Origin of the sequence: Mesorhizobium sp. B2-3-12 (assembly GCF_006442205.1) — a bacterium.
Taxonomy (GTDB): domain Bacteria; phylum Pseudomonadota; class Alphaproteobacteria; order Rhizobiales; family Rhizobiaceae; genus Mesorhizobium.
The window spans coordinates 272669-290987 of record NZ_VFVR01000008.1 but is presented as its reverse complement, the minus strand read 5'-3'; the positions used below and the strand labels follow the sequence as shown (position 1 = coordinate 290987).

The window sequence follows — 18319 nt, the reverse complement described above, 5'->3', positions numbered from 1 at the left end:
CGAGAGCCGGCTGTGGTGGCAGCGGCCGCCATTGACGGCGAGCCGGGCGGGTTCTAGAAGGACGAAGACAGTTCCGTGGTGATTTGGCCGGTCGGCTTGCAGCCACGTTAAACAATTCGCTAAAGGGCCGTTTGCGTGACGTAACCGGCTTTGCGAAGGCAATGCCGGTTTTTTATTGTCCGCTGCCGGCCGGACGACCGCATCGGCGCCGCGAATAAGCGGCGACTTCGCAAGAAACGATGCAGCAAGAGAGATTGAGAATGGCCGCTCCGCGCGCAGCAAGGACCAACAACGAGGTCGACAATCCGTCGAGCCTGGTGTTGCGTTTCGGACCCGACAAGCCGCTCAAGCTCGATGCCGGCACACTGCTGTCGCCGTTCCAGATCGCCTACCAGACCTATGGCGTTTTGAACGACGCGCGCTCCAATGCTATCCTCGTCTGCCACGCGCTGACCGGCGACCAGCATGTCGCCAACACCAATCCGGTGACCGGCAAGCCGGGCTGGTGGGAAGTGCTGATCGGCCCGGGCAAGATCATCGACACCAACCGTTTCTTCGTCATCTGCTCCAATGTCATCGGCGGCTGCCTCGGTTCCACCGGGCCGGCCTCGACCAACCCCGCCACGGGAACGCCCTATGGGCTCGACCTTCCGGTCATCACCATCCGCGACATGGTACGCGCGCAGCAGATGCTGATCGACCATTTCGGCATCGAGAAGCTGTTCTGCGTGCTCGGCGGTTCGATGGGCGGCATGCAGGTTCTGCAATGGGCGTCGAGCTATCCCGAACGGGTGTTCTCGGCACTGCCGATCGCCACCGGCGCGCGCCACTCGTCCCAGAACATCGCCTTCCACGAGGTCGGGCGCCAGGCCGTGATGGCTGATCCGGACTGGCATGGCGGCAAATATTTCGAGCACGGCAGGCGCCCGGAAAAGGGGCTGGCGGTGGCGCGCATGGCAGCCCACATCACCTATCTGTCGGAAGCCGCCCTGCACCGCAAATTCGACCGCAACCTGCAGGACCGCGAAGCGCTGACCTTCGGCTTCGATGCCGATTTCCAGATCGAGAGCTATCTGCGCCACCAGGGCATGACCTTCGTCGACCGTTTCGACGCCAACGCCTATCTCTACATGACACGGTCGATGGATTATTTCGACCTTGCCGCCGACCATGGCGGCCGGCTGGCCGACGCCTTTGCCGGCACCAGGACCCGCTTCTGCCTGGTGTCCTTCACGTCGGACTGGCTTTTCCCGACCGAGGAGAGCCGCTCGATCGTGCACGCGCTCAACGCCGCCGGCGCCTCGGTGTCCTTCGTCGAGATCGAGACCGACCGCGGCCACGACGCCTTCCTGCTCGACGAACCGGAACTGTTTGCCGCCATCAACGGCTTCATCGGCTCCGCCGCGCGCGCCAGGGGACTCGCATCATGAGCGTCAACGGCAGCCAGCGTGTCGACCTCGAGGTCGTCGCCAATCTCATCCCGCCGCAATCGCGCGTGCTCGACGTCGGCTCCGGCGACGGCTCGCTGCTCGAATTGCTGCAGGAAACCAAGCAGGTCGACGGGCGCGGCCTGGAACTATCGCAGCGTGGCGTCAACGAATGCGTTGCGCGCGGGCTAAGCGTCGTCCAGGGCGATGCCGACACCGACCTCGAATTCTATCCCGACAAGGGTTTTGACTTCGTCGTCCTGTCGCAGACCCTGCAGGCGACCCGCAACCCCAAGCTGGTGCTCGACGAACTGCTCAGGATCGGCAACCGCGCCATCGTGTCTTTCCCCAATTTCGGCCATTGGCGGGTACGCCTGTCGCTGTTCGTCGAGGGCCGCATGCCGGTGACCAAGGACCTGCCCTATTCCTGGTACGACACACCCAACATCCACTTCTGCACCATCCGCGACTTCGTCAACCTGTGCGAAGAGCTTGGCGCGACGGTGGAAAAGGCGACCGCGCTCGACGCCAACGGCCAGAAGATCGGCTTGTCGATGCCTTGGTGGTTCTGGAATTTCTTCGGCCAGCAGGCGGTGTTCTTGCTGAAGCGGTAGGGCTGTCAGCCCAATCCTATCCAGCCCAATCCTACCCCCAGGACATCCGTCGCCTTGTGCGGATGTTCGACGCCGTCGGCGAACACCACATCCGACAGCGAATTGTTGGTCCGCAGCGCCAGGATCGCCCGATATGCCGGCGAAGCATACCAGTCGCGCACATGCGCCCTGTCAGGGAATTCGATGATGATGAGGTGGCCCGGCCAGTCGTTCTCGACCACCTCCAGATTGCCGCCGTGGATCAGGAAACGGCCGCCGAAAGGTTCCAGCGTGGCATCGATCCTGTGCAGGTACTCGACGATCTCAGGACCCATCGTGGTTTGACGCATATGGGCAATGGCGTAAGCGGTCATGGACGAAACTCCTTTCGATCAAAGCTGAGTTGCCAGCTTCACGATCGCAAATTGCCAAGGAGCACGACGCAATTCGATTACTTCCGAGATAATAAGAACGACATATGCGAATCAGCGTCGATCGTGCGGGCTTTGCAGGTCTCCTGACGCGCGAGGAGTGTTGCGATTGGGGCGCCAAGTCAGAAATTCGTCATTTCGGAAGGTGTTGAACGTCGCATCATGTGATGACACAGGGACATGTTCTTTGTAGCGTCGCGCCGAATAGATGCTGGGCGGGAGCATGGAACCGAAGAATCAGACGTATTCGATCGTTGTTGAAATGGAAAATGCCAAGTCCATCAACGAGGACGAAATTGGCATTTCGTTGACTGCCTTGGCGCGGGAAATAGAACGCACGACGACGAACGGCCATTATCCCAAGCCGCAGCTTATTGTCGTTCACAGCGGACAGAGCACCGACACGCCGCTTCTCCAGCACCGTATCCTCGAACTTGTTCCGCAACTTGCCACGGCCGCGACTATGCTTTTCAGCGCCTGTCCCGGAGGCCGGTATTATGAGGTCAAGAATGCCGGTGCTGCGTTGGCAAATGGCGACGTCGTCATCTTCTGCGATTCCGACACGGTGATCGAAGATGGTTGGCTGTCCGCGCTCCTCAAGCCGATGGAAGACCCCAAGACGATTGCCGTAAATGGCTACACCTATCTCGGCCATGACGATTTCGCCTCTCGGACCTTTGCCCTCCTATGGTTCTTCCCGCTGCGCGACGGTGATCAGCGTTTCGCGTCCAGGCGAGCGATGAACGCCAACAATTGTGCCTTTCGCAGAAGCTGGTTGGCTAGCCACCCCTATCCCGCCAGCAATGGCTTCAAGGTTTCCTGCACGCTGCTGACCAGCCAGTTGCGGGAAAGTGGACATGATTTCGTCAGGGTCAATGCACGGGCGAGCCACTATCCCCCGCGTGGCTGGCGGTTTTTCTTCTGGCGCGCTCTGGTCACCGGCCGCGATGCGGACCGGAAATATGTGGCGCTGGAATCGCCGTCACGTCCCGGTCGCGTGCTGAAAGCGACGAGGCGCTGGTTTTCGATGTCCCGGCGCGTAAGCGGGCGCATCCTTGCGCATGCGTCGCAACTCGGAATGCCGGTCTGGCAAATTCCGTTCGCCCTGGTCGTCGGATTGGCCTTTTGCACGCTGGTTTTTTTCGGCCAGGCGGCCATGGCGCTTGGCCTGGTCCGGGACGAGCCGGAACTCGTGCCTGTTCATGTGGGTCATAGCTGACATGGCCAGGGCTGTGGACATGGCACCCCTCATCACGGTCATCACACCGACCCACAACCGGCGCGAAACGGTGCTCCGCGCCGTCGAAAGCGTGCTTTCCCAGAGCATGCCGCGTTTCGAGCATATCGTCGTCGACGATGGTTCGACCGATGGAACCGCGGCCGCGCTGGCCCGCATCAGCGATCCACGGCTGGTCTATGTCGGCGCGAAATGGCGCGGTGCCAACGCCGCCAGGAATGCCGGCATCGAGCGTGCGCGGGCTCCGGTGGTGACATTTCTCGATTCCGACGACGTCTACCTGCCGCACCGGCTCGAGCGGACCCTGGCCTGGTTCGACGACAATGCCGCGCTTCAGGTGCTGCTCAGCTCCTTTGTCTCCCGGAAGGGCAGCCGCAGCACCAACTGCGTCAATCCCGAGACCTTCGTCAGCCCAATGCTATTGGAGCGGACGCTCGTCGCCCAGACGATCTTCATCGCCGGCTCCGCGATATCAGCCCGCCGCGAGGCCTTGCTGGAGATTGGCGGCTACGACAGCGACATCAACCGGATGCAGGACCGCGAATTGCTCCTGCGTCTGGCGCGACGGTTCGGCGCGCAACTGTCGGGAGATATGGACTGGACGAAATACAATTCGCAGAATTCGATTTCGGGCCGCCGGGCGGGCTACGTCGAGGCCTATGCGAACCTGATGGGCAAACACCCGCATATCGCCCACTCCTACCCGCACATCCCGCCTTACATGATCGCACGGCAGATCATCGCCGACATTCTCAGGGGCCGGATACCGGAGGCGTTCGAGGGTTACATGGCCAATCGCTCTTCGAAGGCGCTCGGCTACTCCTTGCCGGAACTGGTCAGCGGATATGTCCAGGGCCGGCGCTGGCGGCGCGACCTCTCCAACAAGTTCCGCGACGAACGCGGCGCCCGGCCTGCCTGAACCACGGCCAGGCCTAGAGCAATTCCAGGAAAAGCGTGTAACGGTTTTCCCGGGAGAAGCGCGTAGCGCTTCCCCTTGGGAATTGCGTGGAAACAAAGAGTTAGAGCGGTTCGGCGTTTCTATTAAACGCTGAACCGCTCTATCGATCCAGCTCCGGGAAATAGGGATCCGACAGGAACCGCCGGTCCCGCTCACCCAGAAGACAGTCGACCGGCGCGTCCATGTTGACGGGCGTGATTTTGGGCGTGTCCTGAATGCCGCTGACCTCGAGGATCAGCTTGCGCCGGATCGCCGTCGAGAATTCGGCGGCGGCGTGGATCGGCAGCACGAAGGAACCGGGTCCACCGGTCACGCACTGGGCATAATACTGGTCGAGATGGCTGAATGTCGGCGATGGCTTGATCAGGATCGGCAGGCCGTTGATGACGATGCCCTTGGCAATGGCCGCATCGCGCGTCGCGGTGACCGGCGGCCCGATATTGTTCGGCCCGTCGCCGGATATGTCGATGACGCTGCGTTCGCCCACGAAACTGGTGCCGTCGAAAAGCTCGGTCCCGAAGGCAAGCGCAGTTGAAATCGAGGTGCCGCGGAAACTCCGGAAAGGGCGGGTCGCGAGCTTGTCGGCAAAATCGTTGGCACTCTTGGCGCTGTCGATGATCTGCCAGCCGATGACCGCGTCGTCGCGCACCGTGCCGGCCCACTCGAAATAGGCGAGCGCGATGCGCCCGGTATGGCCGGAACGGACGGCCTGGATGAAATCGGCGTGCCGCAGCGCCTCGACATAGCCGGCGCGTTGCAGGGCGAACTCGGTCTCGTCCATCGACAGCGAGATATCGACCGCCAGCACCAATTCGACGTCGACGGCCAGCCTGTCCGGCGCCGAAGGAACCGGAGCGGCCTCGGCGCAAGTCAGGCAGGCAAGCAGGCTCATTGTATCAAGCATGGCCAGCACGAGCGATGTTTCGATCGCGACCGTCGCCTGCGATCACGGCGAAATAAAGCTTGCGGCTGCGCGCCCGGTCGGTCCGAGTGCCGGCCGTGTTATTTCTTGCGCCGGGCAGCGACCGGCGGCGGTTCGATGGCGCCTGCCCTGACGCGGGCGGGTCTAAGCGCCGGCGCCCCGGTATCCTTGACGATCGTCAGCGAGCGCGGAAAGAACTGATTGTTGTGCAGGCCGCGCCCGATATTGATGATCGCCGCACCCTTCAGATGTTTGTCCATGAGCGACAGCACACGCCTGAGGGACGGGCCGTCGAACGCATCCATCGCTTCATCGATGATCACCCATTTCGGCTTTCGCAGCGCAAGCCTGGCAAAGGCGAGCGATCGCTGTTCGTCATCGCCCAACTCACGCTCCCAGCGGGCCGACCGGTCGAGCGAGGACGACAGCCGCTCGAGGCCGACTTCGGCAAGCACCGCCGAAATTTCGGCATCGCTTGCGGGAGCGACACCATAGGGATGGGCTAGCACTTCGCGCAGCGTGCCGACCGGGAAATACGGGACACGAGGCACGAAGATGGGGGCTTCTCCCCCCGGCATGCCGATCTTCCCGCTTCCCCATGGCCACAGTCCAGCAATGGCGCGGAAGAACAGCGTCTTTCCCGCGCCCGGCTCGCCTGTGATCATCACGCGCTCGCCGACGTGGATTTCGACGTGCTGGTCGGAGAGCGTTGTGCAGCCCTCCGGCGAGGCCACCTGGAGTTTCTCGAAGGTCAGGCTGCCATTGGCGTTTTCATCGAAGGCGATACGCTTCTCCTTGTCGTGCAGCACATCGGTTTCATCGAGTGCGATGCGGAAGTCGGCGACCCGCATCAGCGTGGCACGCCAGTCGGCGATGCTGCCGATGTTGTTGATGAACCAGCGCAACGACGAATGCACCTGATTGAAGGCGCCGACCGCCATCATCAGCCCGCCAAAGCTGATATCGCCCGAGAAATAGACCGGCGAGGCAACCAGGATCGGCGCCACGACGGTGATCCAGCCATAGGTGTCGGTTACCCAGGACAGGTTGATCTGGGCGGTGTAGATGCGCCGCATGGCACCCAGCACCGTGCCAAGGTCGAGTTCGAGCCGTCGCCTGGCGTCATTCTCACCCCGGTACAGCGCGATGGCATCGACGTTCTCGTTGACGCGCACCATCGAGGAGCGCAGCTCCGCCTCGCGCGTATAGCGGTCGCTGTTGAGACGGATGAGCGGCCGGCCAACCAGCCAGCTCAGCCAGGAGGCGGTGCCGGCATAGATAAACGCCGCCCAGACCATGTAGCCTGGTATCGCCAGCGCCCAGCCGCCGACATGGAACACGAAGCCCGAAGACAGCTCCCAAAGCACTCCCACGAAAGACACGAGCAGGATGAACGACTGCAGCAGGCCGACACCAAGATCGGTCGACAGGTCCGACAGATGCGCGGCATCCTGCTGCATGCGCTGGTCGGGATTGACGCCGATGGCGCCGGCATTGGCCAGCCGGAAAGCACGCGCTGGCCGCATCCACTGGTCGATCAGGTCCAGCGTCAGCGCTTCGCGCAACTTCAGCCGGATCATCTGGTTGAGCCAGGTCTGGCCGATATTGAGCACCAGCAATCCGCCGGCGATCATGGCAAAGACCATGAGCTGGTGCAGGAAGGCCGCCATGTCGCGGCGCGCGAGCGCGTCGTAGAAGGGCTGGTTCCAGCGGTTGAGCAAGACCTGGCCGATCGACGTCGCGATGATGACGGCCATGATGCCGAGCGACGTCCACAGCAACCACTTGCGAACCGGCGAGCCGATCAGCGCGCGCCGAATCGTCGCCACCTGATCGCGCAGGCTGCTGGCCACGGCCGGCTGAACGGCGGCCTGATTGTCCAATTGATCAGCCATGGCCGAGGTCCTTGCGTTCAGGAGCGAAGCTGAAACCGGATGAAGAGAGCCGACGGCGGCAGCTCCTCAGCCACTTTGCGAGCCCAGCACGACAGATAGGTCGGAAAGACGCCGGGCGATGCAAGTTTCCATAGCGATCACGAAGGTGTCACTTGCCGAGCCGGCAATCCCTCGGTCCGACGGCCAAGCCGCGTCGCGCCATGTGGCGACAGCACCGGCACGAAGACGCGACGGGACGCACGCTGGACCACCGGCACGCCCTGATAAAGCCGCTTCTGCGCCTCCACGACGATGACACCGGAAAAGATCGGCCACAGCCGTCGGCCGGCGCGCTCCAGCACATTGTGGAAGCGCATCATGAAGCGCCGCCGCGATGGCGGGAAGAACAGGGCATCTGACCAGGCGGCCGGCGTGAAATTCGCCTCGCGCAGCAATTCGGTGAGTTGCCCGCGTGAGAAAGGCCGGCCGTTGCCGAACGGCGTGTGTTCGAAGCGCGCCCAGACACCGCGCCGGTTGGGCACGACGATGACAACGCGCCCGGCCGGCGACAACACCCGCCAGATTTCGTTCAGCGTCTCGCGCGGATTCTCGACATGCTCAAGCGAATGGACAAGCAGCATGCGGTCGATGCAGGAATCGACCAGCGGCAGTTCCTCGTCGAAGACCAGCGCCGTCGCCGCCGGCCCGGTCGCCGGCCAGACCACGGCGCCCTGGGTCGCCGGCATGAAGGCGAAGACGCGCTCGGCGTCGGTGCCGAAGCGCTCCAGCCAGGGCAAGGTATAGCCAAGGCCGACCAGCCGCTCATTGGGCACCGTGGCCCATATCGACGACAGCGCCATGGTGATCGAGCGCTCGGCGAACCGGCCGAGCGCTGTCGAATAAAAGGAGCGGAGGTCGACGATGTCGGAATGCATGTCAGGGATGTAGCGGTGATATCGGCCGGATTCAACAAAGGCGCGCCGGTGTGCTCGTCATCTCAAATGACATTCTTCATCCCGTGGTGACATCCGCGCGCCGGCGCCCTATGTCTGCGGCGACAAGCTGGAGTGACGCAATGCCGGTCGAGATCGAACAATTCATGTGCCGCACCGATAATTTCGGCGTGCTGGTGCATGATGCCAAAAGCGGGCAGACCGCGATCATCGACGCGCCCGAGGAAGCGCCGATCCTGGCCGCCGTCAAGCGCACCGGCTGGACACCGACCGTCATCCTGACCACGCACCATCATATGGATCACGTCGAGGCCAACCTGGCGCTCAAGGAGCGCTTCAAGCTGCGTATCGTCGGCCCGGAAGCGGAAAAGGCCAGGATTCCCGGCATCGACGAAACGGTCGAGGAAGGCTCCGTCCTTCATCTCGGCGATGAGCGCATCGAGGTGATCGCCACGCCCGGGCATACCGCCGGCCATGTCTCCTATTATCTGCCGGCATCGAAAGTGGCGTTCACCGCCGACACGCTGTTTGCGCTGGGTTGCGGGCGGCTGTTCGAATGCAAGCCGCCGGTGATGTATGAATCCCTGAAGAAGCTCGCCGCCCTTCCCGCCGAGACCACCATCTATTGCGGCCACGAATACACGCTCGCCAACGCCCGTTTCGCGCTGACCGTCGACCCCACCAATTCGGCCTTGAAGGAGCGCGCCGCCCGGATCGAGGCGCTGCGGGTCGACAACAAGCCGACGCTGCCGACGACGATTGGCGAGGAACTGTCGACCAACCCCTTCCTGCGCTGGCACGACCCGGCAATCCGCAAGCATCTGGGCATGGAAAAGGCCGGGGATGCCGAGGTGTTCGCCGAGATCCGCAAGCGCAAGGACAATTTCTGAGCCTCATGCTAGCCTTCGCCCGATGAACAGCTCGGCGGAAATCATCGCGACACTGGGACTGCAACCGCATCCGGAAGGCGGCTGGTATACGCAGACCTTTCGCGATGAAGCCGGCGGTGCGCGCGGACATTCGACCGCCATCTATTTCCTGCTGGAACAGCACCAGGTTTCGGCCTGGCATCGGGTCAGGGATGCCGCCGAGGTCTGGCATTTCCACGCCGGCGCGCCGCTGGCGCTGTCGATTTGGGAGGAAGGCGGCGCCATCATCGAGCAGGTTCTCGGCATCGAACTCGCGGCGGGCGAACGGCCGCAGATCGTCGTGCCGGCGGGCTGGTGGCAATCGGCGCGCACCTTGGGCGAATGGACGCTGGTCGGCTGCACCGTCGCGCCGGGTTTCGATTTCGCCGCCTTCGAACTGGCCGAGCCGGGTTGGCAGCCCTAACCCAGCAGGAAACCCAGAGTAATCGCAAGCTGGGCGGCGTAATAAAGCACCCAGACGGCAAGACGCATCCAGGCGCGGTGCGGCGAGATTGCGGCTATCAGGAATTTCTCCGCGGCAAGCACCCCGTCGGATGCCATGAACAGGATGGCGCCGCCGATAAGCCAGACATTGCCTGTCGTTAGCACCGACATGCCCATCGACAGGATCGCCACGACGTAGAAGGCGATCGGTATACGCAAGCCGGGACCAACGCGGCGCCAGAGCGCGGCCAGCATGACAATCGCAAACACGGCCATCGCCAGCGCGATTGCCCCACGCCAGGGCTCGGAGCCGAGTACCGACATCCCCGCGCCGCTGCGCAGGAACAGCGCGATATAGACGATATGGGCGAGGAGAAAGCTGCCCAGCCCGCCCAGAAACGCCTTTTCACCGTCCCGCGACAGGAAGGCGTCACCGATGGCGCTGAGCGCAAGCGCGGCGATCAGCAGCAGCGGACCGCCTTGCATTGCCGAGAGCACGGCGAGCATCGTCACCGAGAGCGTCTTTGCCGCCGAGCGGGCAAGCGTTGGCGGCATGCCCGAAGTGAAGGCGTAGATCACCGCCGCCACCAGCGAAAAGATCAGCGTCGCGTTGGCATTGGCATCGATGCCACCCGGGAACGGCATCATCACGCCTTGACCCCACTCTCGGCGACATCCGGCTTGCGCTGGAACAGCGACTTTGCCGCGAGGACCGCGCCCCCGGTGATGAGCAGGCAGGCGGCGAGGATGCGCGGCGACGGCTCGGCGACGCCGGCCGCGATCAGCACCAGCGTCGACAGAAGCGGCGCCGCGTAGCTTGCCGCGCCCAGCACCTGGATGTTGCCGCGCTTGACACCGATGTCCCAGGCATAGAAGGCGGCACCCACCGGCATCAGGCCGAGCCCGAGCACGGCCAGCCACTGGCCGACGCCTTCAGGCAGAACCGTTTGTTCCAGAGCCAGATGGCAGACGAGCGACAGCACGGCGGTCGCCGCGCAGAACCAGGTGACGATGCTTGTCGGCACCGAAGGAAAGCGCCGCGACAACAGCGAATAGGACGACCACAGCACGGCGCAGACCGCGGCCATGGCATAGCCGAAGACATAGCGGGCATCGAAAGCGATGCCGCCCCCCTTGGTGACGATCAGCACGGTGCCGGCAAGGCCGAGCAACGCGCCGACGACATGGTTCCAGGCCAGTTTTTCGCCCGGCATCAGTGCCGACCCAAGCACGATCAGCAGCGGCCAGAGATAGGCGATCAGGCTTGCCTCCACCGCCGGCGCGTTGCGCAACGCGGTGAAATAGAAGAAATGGTAGCCGAACAGGCCGGCAATGCCGATCAGCCACACTTGCGGTGGGATCTTCTGGCTCTTGCCGGCAGCCGGCATGACCAGCCGCGCGATCAGCCCGACCCCGGTGCCGATCGAGAAGGTGATCGCCGATAACAGGAAAGGCGGAACCTTTCCGGACGCGTCGGTAAGCAATGCCAGCAGCGCCCACATGGCGACCGCCGAAAAGCCGATCAGTGTTGCGCGCCCCATCTTGTCTCCAGTGGCGCGCCCCATTCTGTCCCTGTGGCGTGCCTTATTGTACCGCTTCGAACCGTCCGGCGCTGATGGTCAAGGTGCCGATCTGCGTTCCGACCGTGGCGTGGATCGGCGCATATACGCCGGTTTGGCCGAGCGGTGCAAACGTCACCATCATGCGGCTTTTGTTCTTGAGATAGTTGAGCGCCTTGCGGCCCTTGCGATAGCCCGCCACCGGCTCGAAACCCATCTGGCAGGTGACGGTGTCGCCCTTGTAGCCCGGCACCGAGATCGTGCCCTTCGAGACGTAGGTCAGCGTCAGGTCGGCGCGCATCTCGCCATCATAGAACTTGACCTTGCGGCCGCAGACCTGGTCGAGACTGTCGGCATGGATGACGGTGGCGGCCATCGGATCGAGTACCGATGCCAGATCGCCGGCACCGAGCGGCACCCAGGACTTGGGGTCGCGCTTGCCCGGCGCGGGGATGACCTGCGTCGACGTCACGTTGCCATTGGCAAAGCGAATGTCGATCGAGGATGCCTTCTTGCCGGATGTGTAATCGGCTCGGAACGCCTGCGGCACCATCTTTTGCCCCGAGATCGTCCCCTTGGACGAGATCGTGCCACGCGTATCGTCGAACAGCTTGGCCAGACCCGCCGCGGAGACGGTGCCATTGATCGCATAAACGCCATTCTGATAGCTGCTGGAGAAAGTCGATCTGGCGATCGAGAGGCCCAGGAACGACACCGTGTATTCGCCCTTGAAGGATTGCGGCGAGGCCGCCGACGCGGCGGACGGCAAGGCGATGGCAAGCGCGGCGGCAAGCGCGTGAGACGAACGAGGCATGGCGGGATCGAATCCTTGATTTTTGGCCGGAGGCGGGCGACTCCGGTCTGGCGTGTCCCTGTCAGACTGCTTATAGGATGAAATCCGGCCTTAATATGAAACGCCGGGCGCTTCCGTGGGGAAGCCGGAGCTTGACGCCCCGGTGAAATGCAACTATGGAACGCCAACTTTTTCCATAAGGCCGCCTGACCAGAACCGCGCGCCACCCGGCGTGGGCACAAAGGTTTGGCAGTCCCGAGAGAACTGAAGGTTAGAACCATGTCCCGCACCTGCGAACTCACTGCCAAGGCAGTCATGACCGGCAACAATGTGAGCCACGCCAACAACAAGACCAAGCGTCGCTTCCTGCCGAACCTCGTCAATGTGACGCTGATTTCGGAAGCGCTGAACCAGAACGTGCGTCTGCGCATCTCGGCCAACGCGCTGCGTTCGGTCGAACATCGTGGCGGTCTCGATGCGTTCCTGGCCAAGGCCGACGTCAAGGAGCTGTCGCAGCGCGCGCGCCTCTTGAAGAAGCAGATCGCCAAGAAGCTGGCCGAACAGGTCGCCGCGTAACATCGGATAAAGGCGGGGGACGACCGCCCTGGCCAACCTCTCGTTGGCCTCTGGCCAACCTCTTGTTGGCCTCTGGCCAACCTCTTGTTGGCCACTGAGCATCGGCTGGAAACCGTAAGGTGCGACATCCGATGCTCAAAGACGAAGCGAGCATTGCCTCGATCGGTGTGATGCTCCGCTGGTTCCATTACCCAGGATAAAAAAATGTCTTCCTTTTCGCGATACCTGCCTTTCGTGGCCGCCATGGCGCTTGTCGTCGTGGCATCGAACATCCTCGTGCAGTTCCCCATGCAGGGCCAGATCGGCGGCCTGTCGCTGGCCGACCTGCTCACCTGGGGCGCTTTCACTTATCCCTTCTCCTTCCTGGTCACCGACCTCGCCAATCGCCGCTACGGGCCCGCCGTGGCGCGCAGGATCGTCTTTGTCGGCTTCATGACGGCGGTGGCGTGCTCCATCCTCATTCCGCCCTTCCTGTTCCGCCATGGCCTGATCGAATTCGAGACATCGGCCGACCGGCTGGTGCGCATCGCGGCCGCTTCCGGCGCCGCCTTCCTGACCGCGCAGCTGCTCGACGTCACCGTGTTCAACCGGTTGCGCCGGCAGAGCTGGTGGCGGGCACCGATCATCGGCACGCTGGTCGGATCGGTGTTCGATACCGTCGTGTTCTTCAGTGTCGCCTTCTCGGCCGCCTTTGCCTTCGCCGGCCCGAGCGACAGTTTTGCGCTGGAGAGCGCCCCATTGATGGGCGTGTTCCATCTCGACGCCATGCGTTGGGTGTCCTGGGCGCTCGGCGACCTCTCGGTGAAGTTGATCATCGCCGTTGTCGCGCTGATCCCCTATCGGCTGCTGGCCGCCCGCTGGAGCCAGCCGGCCGTTGCCGCGGCCTAGGCCATGATCCCAAAAAGTGGATTCCGGTTTTTGGGAAAGATCATGGTCAGACAAAGCACATGATTCCCTGGATCCAGCTGGACTCCGCAAAAACGCCTGATGGGCAACAGGAACTGCGGCTGAAACGGCGCGGTGCCGAATTCTCGATCATGCTCGGCACCAACGAGTTGATGAACAGCCGCCTCAGCGGCTCCGAGGAGGCGCTGGCGAAACTGTCTTGCCAGAGGATTGCGGGCCATCTCCAGCCGAGGATCCTGATCGGCGGGCTTGGCATGGGTTTTACGCTGCGCGCCGCTCTCGCCGAACTGGGCGGCAATGCGGAAATCGTCGTCGCGGAACTGGTGCCGGCCGTCGTCGCCTGGGCACGCGGCGCGATGGCCGAGATTTTCGCCGGCTCGCTCGATGATTCCCGCGTTACTATCCGCGAGGCCGATGTCGGGAGTTTGATCCGGTCCGAGCACGCAGCCTGGGACGCGATCCTGCTCGACGTCGACAATGGCCCCGAGGGGATCGTCCACAAGAGCAATGACGCGCTCTACAGCGTGGCTGGCCTTTCCGCCGCGCGCAGCGCCCTGAAACCGGGCGGTGTGCTGGCCGTATGGTCGCAGGGGCCGGATGCCGGCTTCACGCGGCGGCTGAAACGGGCAGGCTTCGCCGTCGAGGAGGTCAACACGCGCGCCAACGGCAAGCGCGGCGCGCGCCATGTCATCTGGATCGCCATCAACGGCCGATGACCTTGACGTTGGGTCAGACAGCGGGTCGGCCTCAGGCAATTTCAGCGGGACTTAGTTCGACTGCTGAAGTTCCGCGCCAAGGGCTTCCAGCAGCCCACGGGTCCCTTCCTCCCGTCCCTGGACGGAATCGACACCGTCGAAGAAGGCACCCTGCTCGGTGTAAGTCAGCCTTGTGCCATCCCCTGAAGGCGTCAGTTCCACGGTGGTGAGCGATGCCGACATCGGCTGCGGCCCGACCGCGATCCTGTAGGAAAACACGATACGCTGGTCGGCAACGATGTCCTGGAATTGCGCGTCGAGCCTGATCTCCGGACCACCGCCATAGCTGAAGCGAGAGACCTCGCCCCCGCCGACACGAAAGTCGAAGCTGAACTCGGCAACAGCAAAACCGTCGCCTTCGATCCGCCAGCGCCGCACCGTCGCCTTGTCGGCGAAGGCGTGGAAGACGCGCGCCGGCGATTGCGGATAGGTCCGTTCGATGGTGAAGGTGGAATGGATGACGGAATGCTCGTCTTTCACGGGGCCTATCTGGTTCATTGCTGCTCGTCCTTTTCCTGATTTTTCTTGGGGGATTGGCTTTTTGGGGATGGGTCTGGCTCGGCCAGGATCTGGCCAAGACGGTCGAGATAGCGTTCCGCAGGGATGCGGCGTTCGGCAATCCAGTCGGCGAGCGGGGCAAGCCCGCCCGGTTCGATCCGGCAGGTACGCACCCGCCCGATCTTTTCGCTGCGGATCAGCCCGCAGGCCTCCAATGCCTGGAGATGCTGCAGCACGGCGGCGAAGGTCATGCCGAACGGCTCCGCCAACTGGCTGACGGTGGCCGGTCCGCCGCTCAACCGTTCCAGGATCCGCCGTCGCGTGGGCTCGACAAGAGCGCGAAGAATGCTGTCGATCTCGGAATGGTTAAGCATGGACTTGAGTATTGCACTGGTCGCGCAAACAGTCAAGTCTAGACTAAAGTGTTTTCGTGAGCGTCATCGAGTGACGAGCAGTCGACCCCCACTCCGCCCCTTCGGGCCGGAGTGGGGGAAGGCGCCCGACCAAATCCACACCCTCTGTTGAAAACCCTCAACGTCAGGCTCGTAGTGGAAGCGCCACTCAATCCTGGTGTAGGATAAATTCCAGGTAGAGGTTGCGCTGCAGGATCGAGTGGTTGTCGTCGGAGACCAGCGACACCATCAGCGCGCCGTCATCGCGGGTCCAGACGTCGAGCCCTTCCATATTGTCGATCTGGTAGCCCATGTCGGCTTGCAGCAGCACCGGCCCGTCGGCGACGGCGCCCTTCTCGACGCTCTCCCCATAAATGCGCCGCAGCCGCATCTTGAGCCCGCCCGCCATGGTGAAACTGCGCTCCAGCAGCAACAGGTCGCCATCCGGCAGAAAGGCACCGTCGGTGATGTCGAAATCGTCGTTGCGCTTGACGGTGAAGACGCCCTTGCGCGGGCCACCGATGATGGCGGCGTAGATGTTGCCTGATTTGTCGAGGCTCTTTTCCGAGACCACGACCAGGCCGCCCTGATGCTGGCCGTTGGCATTGGCATGGGTGACGGTCTCGAAGCCGCGATTCTGCCGCAGCTCCCGTGCCGGCACCAGGAAATCCAGCTGCCGGAACGGCGCCTTCATATCCTGAGGATCGATCCTGAACTGGGCGACGCGGTGGTTGCGCTCGAAACCCACGGTGGCGATGCCGTCCTTGACCGCGAGGCCCTCGGCGTCGACTTCCCATTTTTCGTCGATCGGCTGGCCGCTCTGGTCGACCATCTGCTGCATGCGGAAATTCTGGATGCCGACGGGCCGCCTGTCGGCATCACGCGCCACCGTGCCGAAGAACCAGTACCCGGTGTCGGCCACACCGATGAATTCGCTGCCGGCTTTCAGAAACCGGAAGGCCGACAGCGCCCCGAAATCACGCGATGGCGAGGTCATTTCCAGCCCGCCGACGAATTCGAGTGGGCCAAACTGCTTGTCGGCACGGCCGATATGGAATTCGGTGATCGGCCGAGCCGAAACTGCGACAGGTTCGACAGGAGCCGAGCCGGCTGGCGCCGAAGCCATGCCGGCGAGCAGGGCGATGGCGGCGAAAAGCGTCCGCCGAAACCCGCCGCCCGAAAAGATCATCCGGCGCGCCGCATGCCGCCGCGCCGGGTATCCTTCGCGCTTTCCTCGGCAAACAGCGAAGCCAGCTGCTCGGTCATGGCGCCGGCCAGTTCCTCGGCATCGACGATGGTCACGGCGCGCCTGTAGTAGCGCGTGACGTCATGGCCGATGCCGATGGCCAGCAGCTCGACCGGCGAACGCGTCTCGATCAGTTCGATGACGGCGCGCAGATGGCGTTCGAGATAATTGCCCGGATTGACCGACAGCGTGGAATCGTCGACCGGCGCGCCGTCCGAGATCATCATCAGGATCTTGCGCTGTTCGGGCCGGGCAATCAGCCGGTTGTGCGCCCACAAGAGCGCCTCGCCGTCGATGTTTTCCTTGAGCAGGCCTTCGCGCATCATCAGGCCGAGATTGCGCCGCGCACGCCGCCATGGATGGTCTGCGGACTTGTAGATGATGTGGCGCAGGTCGTTGAGCCGGCCGGGATTCGGCGGCTTGCCGTCTTTCAACCACTTCTCCCGCGCCTGCCCGCCCTTCCACGCCCGCGTGGTGAAGCCGAGGATCTCGACCGAGACGCCGCAGCGCTCCAGCGTGCGCGCCAGAATGTCGGCGCAGGTGGCTGCGACCGTGATCGGCCGGCCGCGCATCGAGCCGGAATTGTCGAGCACCAGCGTCACCACCGTGTCGCGGAATTTGGTATCGCGTTCCTGCTTGAACGACAGCGGCTGCATCGGATCGATGACCACGCGCACCAGCCGCGCCGGGTCGAGATAACCCTCTTCCAGATCGAAATCCCAGGACCGGTTCTGCTGCGCCATCAGGCGGCGCTGCAGCCGGTTGGCCAGCCGACCGACGACGCCCGACAGATTGGCGAGTTGCTTGTCGAGGAAGGCGCGCAGCCGGTCGAGTTCTTCCTCTTCGCAGAGTTCCTCGGCGCCCACCGTCTCGTCGAAAGCCGTGGTGTAGACCTTGTAGTCGATTTCCTTCGGCAGATTGGTGAAGGGATTGTCGTTACGGCGCGCCTCGCCCGGCGTCTCGGCATCGGCATCGTCGTCATCGGACAAATCGTCGGCGGTGGCGTCGGAGGCTTCCGTCTCCGCCGATTGCTCGTCGTCGGCTGACGCTTCCGCATCCTCGGACTGCGACTGCTCGGAGCCGGAATCGTCTTCGCCGCCCTCTTCGCTCTGTTCCTCGCCTTGCGGCTGGTTATCGTCATTGTCCTCGGAGTCTTCGGTCTCCTGGTCGTCGCCGAGTTCCTCGGCCATTTCCATGGACGCGAGCATCTCGCGCACGACACGGGCGAAGGCCTGCTGGTCCTCGAGCTTTTCTGACAGGCCATCGAGGTCGGCCTTGGCCTTCTCCTCGACCCAGGGCCGCCAGAGTTCGACCAGCCGCTCGCCGCTCTTCGGCACCGGCCGGCCGGTCAGCTTTTCGCGCACCATCAGCGCCAGCGCTTCCTCGATGGGCGCGTCGGCCTTGTCCTTGACGTCGACGAGATTGGCCTTGGCGTATTTGTCCTCCAGCATCGAGCCGATATTGTCCGCGACGCCCTGCATGGCGCGGCTGCCGATCGCCTCGACGCGGGCCTGTTCGACCGCATCGTAGATGGCGCGGGCAGCCTTGCCTTCGGGCGCCAGCTTGCTGTGGATGCGCACGTCGTGGCAGGCGCGCTTCAGCGCCATGGAATCGCCGAGCCCGCGGGTGATCGCGATGTCGGCCTTCGATGCCTTCTTGGGCAGTTCGGGTAGCCGCGCGCGGCTGCCGGCCAGCGCCGGCCTGTCCTTGGCGAAGCCGACTTCCATTTCCTTGTCGCCGGCAATGGCGCGCATGCAGACGGTGACGGCACGCTTGAAGCTGTCGGCTTCAGACCCCGTCTTCGACTTGTTGCGCGTGTTGTCGCCCGGACCCGCCATCGAGGCTCT

At 63.4% G+C, this 18319-nt stretch carries 20 protein-coding genes and 1 riboswitch; of the genes, 9 read left to right on the top strand and 11 right to left on the bottom strand.

All coding sequences use genetic code 11. The features are described 5' to 3' along the window. The first annotated feature begins 65 nt into the window (after nt 1-65). Nucleotides 66-143, top strand: a riboswitch (SAM riboswitch). Between the two features lie 117 nt (nt 144-260). Beyond that, complete coding sequence (locus tag FJ948_RS22960) at nt 261-1430, top strand: homoserine O-acetyltransferase (RefSeq protein WP_140708421.1); 1170 nt, start codon at nt 261-263, stop codon at nt 1428-1430. Beyond that, nucleotides 1427-2041 carry a methionine biosynthesis protein MetW gene (gene metW, locus FJ948_RS22955; protein ID WP_140708420.1) on the top strand — a complete coding sequence of 205 codons (615 nt, stop codon included), beginning with the start codon at nt 1427-1429 and terminating at the stop codon, nt 2039-2041. The genes FJ948_RS22960 and metW overlap by 4 nt, the downstream gene beginning before the upstream one ends. A gap of 5 nt (nt 2042-2046) precedes the next feature. Here metW and FJ948_RS22950 read toward each other — a convergent pair whose 3' ends face one another. Beyond that, nucleotides 2047-2394, bottom strand: a complete 348-nt coding sequence (locus FJ948_RS22950) for a DUF1330 domain-containing protein (RefSeq protein ID WP_140708418.1) — start codon at nt 2392-2394, stop codon at nt 2047-2049. 280 nt (nt 2395-2674) lie between these two features. Here FJ948_RS22950 and FJ948_RS22945 point away from each other — a divergent pair, with 280 nt between their 5' ends. Further along, nucleotides 2675-3670: a glycosyltransferase family 2 protein gene (locus tag FJ948_RS22945; RefSeq protein ID WP_140708417.1), complete on the top strand. Its 996-nt coding sequence runs from the start codon at nt 2675-2677 to the stop codon at nt 3668-3670. Nucleotide 3671: 1 nt separating this feature from the next. Then, entirely contained in the window at nt 3672-4607 is a 936-nt protein-coding gene (locus FJ948_RS22940) for a glycosyltransferase family A protein (protein WP_181173779.1), read from the top strand. A gap of 139 nt (nt 4608-4746) precedes the next feature. Here the strand turns inward: FJ948_RS22940 and FJ948_RS22935 are convergent, their stop codons facing one another. From FJ948_RS22935 to FJ948_RS22925, 3 genes are all read right to left on the bottom strand, one after another. Next, nucleotides 4747-5550: a DUF1194 domain-containing protein gene (locus FJ948_RS22935; protein WP_140708414.1), complete on the bottom strand. Its 804-nt coding sequence runs from the start codon at nt 5548-5550 to the stop codon at nt 4747-4749. A 98-nt stretch (nt 5551-5648) separates the two neighbouring features. Further along, nucleotides 5649-7463, bottom strand: coding sequence for an ABC transporter ATP-binding protein/permease (locus FJ948_RS22930; protein ID WP_140708413.1), 1815 nt, complete (start codon nt 7461-7463; stop codon nt 5649-5651). A gap of 137 nt (nt 7464-7600) precedes the next feature. After that, on the bottom strand, nt 7601-8377 hold the full coding sequence (locus FJ948_RS22925) for a methyltransferase domain-containing protein (protein WP_140708412.1): 777 nt from the start codon (nt 8375-8377) through the stop codon (nt 7601-7603). Nucleotides 8378-8517: 140 nt separating this feature from the next. On the opposite strand from FJ948_RS22925, the gene gloB reads away from it, so the two are divergent. Together gloB and FJ948_RS22915 are read left to right on the top strand one after the other, a co-directional pair. Further along, on the top strand, nt 8518-9285 hold the full coding sequence (gene gloB / locus FJ948_RS22920) for a hydroxyacylglutathione hydrolase (protein WP_140708410.1): 768 nt from the start codon (nt 8518-8520) through the stop codon (nt 9283-9285). A gap of 22 nt (nt 9286-9307) precedes the next feature. Beyond that, nucleotides 9308-9727: a cupin domain-containing protein gene (locus FJ948_RS22915; RefSeq protein WP_140708395.1), complete on the top strand. Its 420-nt coding sequence runs from the start codon at nt 9308-9310 to the stop codon at nt 9725-9727. Here the strand turns inward: FJ948_RS22915 and FJ948_RS22910 are convergent. The 3 genes from FJ948_RS22910 to FJ948_RS22900 are packed head-to-tail and all read right to left on the bottom strand — an operon-like array spanning nt 9724 to nt 12120. Continuing rightward, nucleotides 9724-10398, bottom strand: a complete 675-nt coding sequence (locus FJ948_RS22910; RefSeq protein WP_140708394.1) for a lysoplasmalogenase family protein — start codon at nt 10396-10398, stop codon at nt 9724-9726. The genes FJ948_RS22915 and FJ948_RS22910 overlap by 4 nt on opposite strands. Next, complete coding sequence (locus tag FJ948_RS22905; RefSeq protein WP_140708392.1) at nt 10395-11288, bottom strand: EamA family transporter; 894 nt, start codon at nt 11286-11288, stop codon at nt 10395-10397. The genes FJ948_RS22910 and FJ948_RS22905 overlap by 4 nt, the downstream gene beginning before the upstream one ends. Nucleotides 11289-11331: 43 nt before the next feature. After that, complete coding sequence (locus tag FJ948_RS22900; RefSeq protein ID WP_140708390.1) at nt 11332-12120, bottom strand: DUF3108 domain-containing protein; 789 nt, start codon at nt 12118-12120, stop codon at nt 11332-11334. A gap of 258 nt (nt 12121-12378) precedes the next feature. Here FJ948_RS22900 and rpmB point away from each other — a divergent pair, with 258 nt between their 5' ends. The 3 genes from rpmB (at nt 12379) to FJ948_RS22885 (ending at nt 14297) form a co-directional block, all read left to right on the top strand. Then, nucleotides 12379-12675: a 50S ribosomal protein L28 gene (gene rpmB / locus FJ948_RS22895; protein ID WP_140708388.1), complete on the top strand. Its 297-nt coding sequence runs from the start codon at nt 12379-12381 to the stop codon at nt 12673-12675. 204 nt (nt 12676-12879) lie between these two features. Beyond that, on the top strand, nt 12880-13563 hold the full coding sequence (locus FJ948_RS22890) for a queuosine precursor transporter (RefSeq protein ID WP_140708386.1): 684 nt from the start codon (nt 12880-12882) through the stop codon (nt 13561-13563). 59 nt (nt 13564-13622) lie between these two features. Continuing rightward, complete coding sequence (locus FJ948_RS22885; protein WP_140708384.1) at nt 13623-14297, top strand: hypothetical protein; 675 nt, start codon at nt 13623-13625, stop codon at nt 14295-14297. A 51-nt stretch (nt 14298-14348) separates the two neighbouring features. Here the strand turns inward: FJ948_RS22885 and FJ948_RS22880 are convergent, their stop codons facing one another. From FJ948_RS22880 to cobT, 4 genes are all read right to left on the bottom strand, one after another. Continuing rightward, complete coding sequence (locus FJ948_RS22880; RefSeq protein WP_140708382.1) at nt 14349-14834, bottom strand: SRPBCC family protein; 486 nt, start codon at nt 14832-14834, stop codon at nt 14349-14351. Beyond that, nucleotides 14831-15208, bottom strand: coding sequence for a metalloregulator ArsR/SmtB family transcription factor (locus FJ948_RS22875; protein WP_140708544.1), 378 nt, complete (start codon nt 15206-15208; stop codon nt 14831-14833). Before FJ948_RS22875 ends, FJ948_RS22880 begins: the two co-directional genes overlap by 4 nt. Before the next feature lie 187 nt (nt 15209-15395). Then, complete coding sequence (locus FJ948_RS22870) at nt 15396-16415, bottom strand: esterase-like activity of phytase family protein (RefSeq protein WP_140708380.1); 1020 nt, start codon at nt 16413-16415, stop codon at nt 15396-15398. Then, on the bottom strand, nt 16412-18310 hold the full coding sequence (gene cobT, locus FJ948_RS22865) for a cobaltochelatase subunit CobT (RefSeq protein ID WP_140708378.1): 1899 nt from the start codon (nt 18308-18310) through the stop codon (nt 16412-16414). The genes FJ948_RS22870 and cobT overlap by 4 nt, the downstream gene beginning before the upstream one ends. Nucleotides 18311-18319: the final 9 nt, after the last annotated feature.

Coding starts and splice junctions, on each gene's coding strand:
- FJ948_RS22870 (WP_140708380.1), bottom strand. CDS start 16,415: ATGATCTTTTCGGGCGGCGGGTTTCGGCGGACGCTTTTCGCCGCCATC.
- FJ948_RS22875 (WP_140708544.1), bottom strand. CDS start 15,208: ATGCTTAACCATTCCGAGATCGACAGCATTCTTCGCGCTCTTGTCGAG.
- FJ948_RS22925 (WP_140708412.1), bottom strand. CDS start 8,377: ATGCATTCCGACATCGTCGACCTCCGCTCCTTTTATTCGACAGCGCTC.
- FJ948_RS22960 (WP_140708421.1), top strand. CDS start 261: ATGGCCGCTCCGCGCGCAGCAAGGACCAACAACGAGGTCGACAATCCG.
- FJ948_RS22950 (WP_140708418.1), bottom strand. CDS start 2,394: ATGACCGCTTACGCCATTGCCCATATGCGTCAAACCACGATGGGTCCT.
- FJ948_RS22890 (WP_140708386.1), top strand. CDS start 12,880: ATGTCTTCCTTTTCGCGATACCTGCCTTTCGTGGCCGCCATGGCGCTT.
- cobT (WP_140708378.1), bottom strand. CDS start 18,310: ATGGCGGGTCCGGGCGACAACACGCGCAACAAGTCGAAGACGGGGTCT.
- FJ948_RS22915 (WP_140708395.1), top strand. CDS start 9,308: ATGAACAGCTCGGCGGAAATCATCGCGACACTGGGACTGCAACCGCAT.
- FJ948_RS22900 (WP_140708390.1), bottom strand. CDS start 12,120: ATGCCTCGTTCGTCTCACGCGCTTGCCGCCGCGCTTGCCATCGCCTTG.
- FJ948_RS22935 (WP_140708414.1), bottom strand. CDS start 5,550: ATGCTTGATACAATGAGCCTGCTTGCCTGCCTGACTTGCGCCGAGGCC.
- FJ948_RS22880 (WP_140708382.1), bottom strand. CDS start 14,834: ATGAACCAGATAGGCCCCGTGAAAGACGAGCATTCCGTCATCCATTCC.
- rpmB (WP_140708388.1), top strand. CDS start 12,379: ATGTCCCGCACCTGCGAACTCACTGCCAAGGCAGTCATGACCGGCAAC.
- FJ948_RS22930 (WP_140708413.1), bottom strand. CDS start 7,463: ATGGCTGATCAATTGGACAATCAGGCCGCCGTTCAGCCGGCCGTGGCC.
- gloB (WP_140708410.1), top strand. CDS start 8,518: ATGCCGGTCGAGATCGAACAATTCATGTGCCGCACCGATAATTTCGGC.
- metW (WP_140708420.1), top strand. CDS start 1,427: ATGAGCGTCAACGGCAGCCAGCGTGTCGACCTCGAGGTCGTCGCCAAT.
- FJ948_RS22940 (WP_181173779.1), top strand. CDS start 3,672: ATGGCCAGGGCTGTGGACATGGCACCCCTCATCACGGTCATCACACCG.
- FJ948_RS22905 (WP_140708392.1), bottom strand. CDS start 11,288: ATGGGGCGCGCAACACTGATCGGCTTTTCGGCGGTCGCCATGTGGGCG.
- FJ948_RS22945 (WP_140708417.1), top strand. CDS start 2,675: ATGGAACCGAAGAATCAGACGTATTCGATCGTTGTTGAAATGGAAAAT.
- FJ948_RS22885 (WP_140708384.1), top strand. CDS start 13,623: ATGATTCCCTGGATCCAGCTGGACTCCGCAAAAACGCCTGATGGGCAA.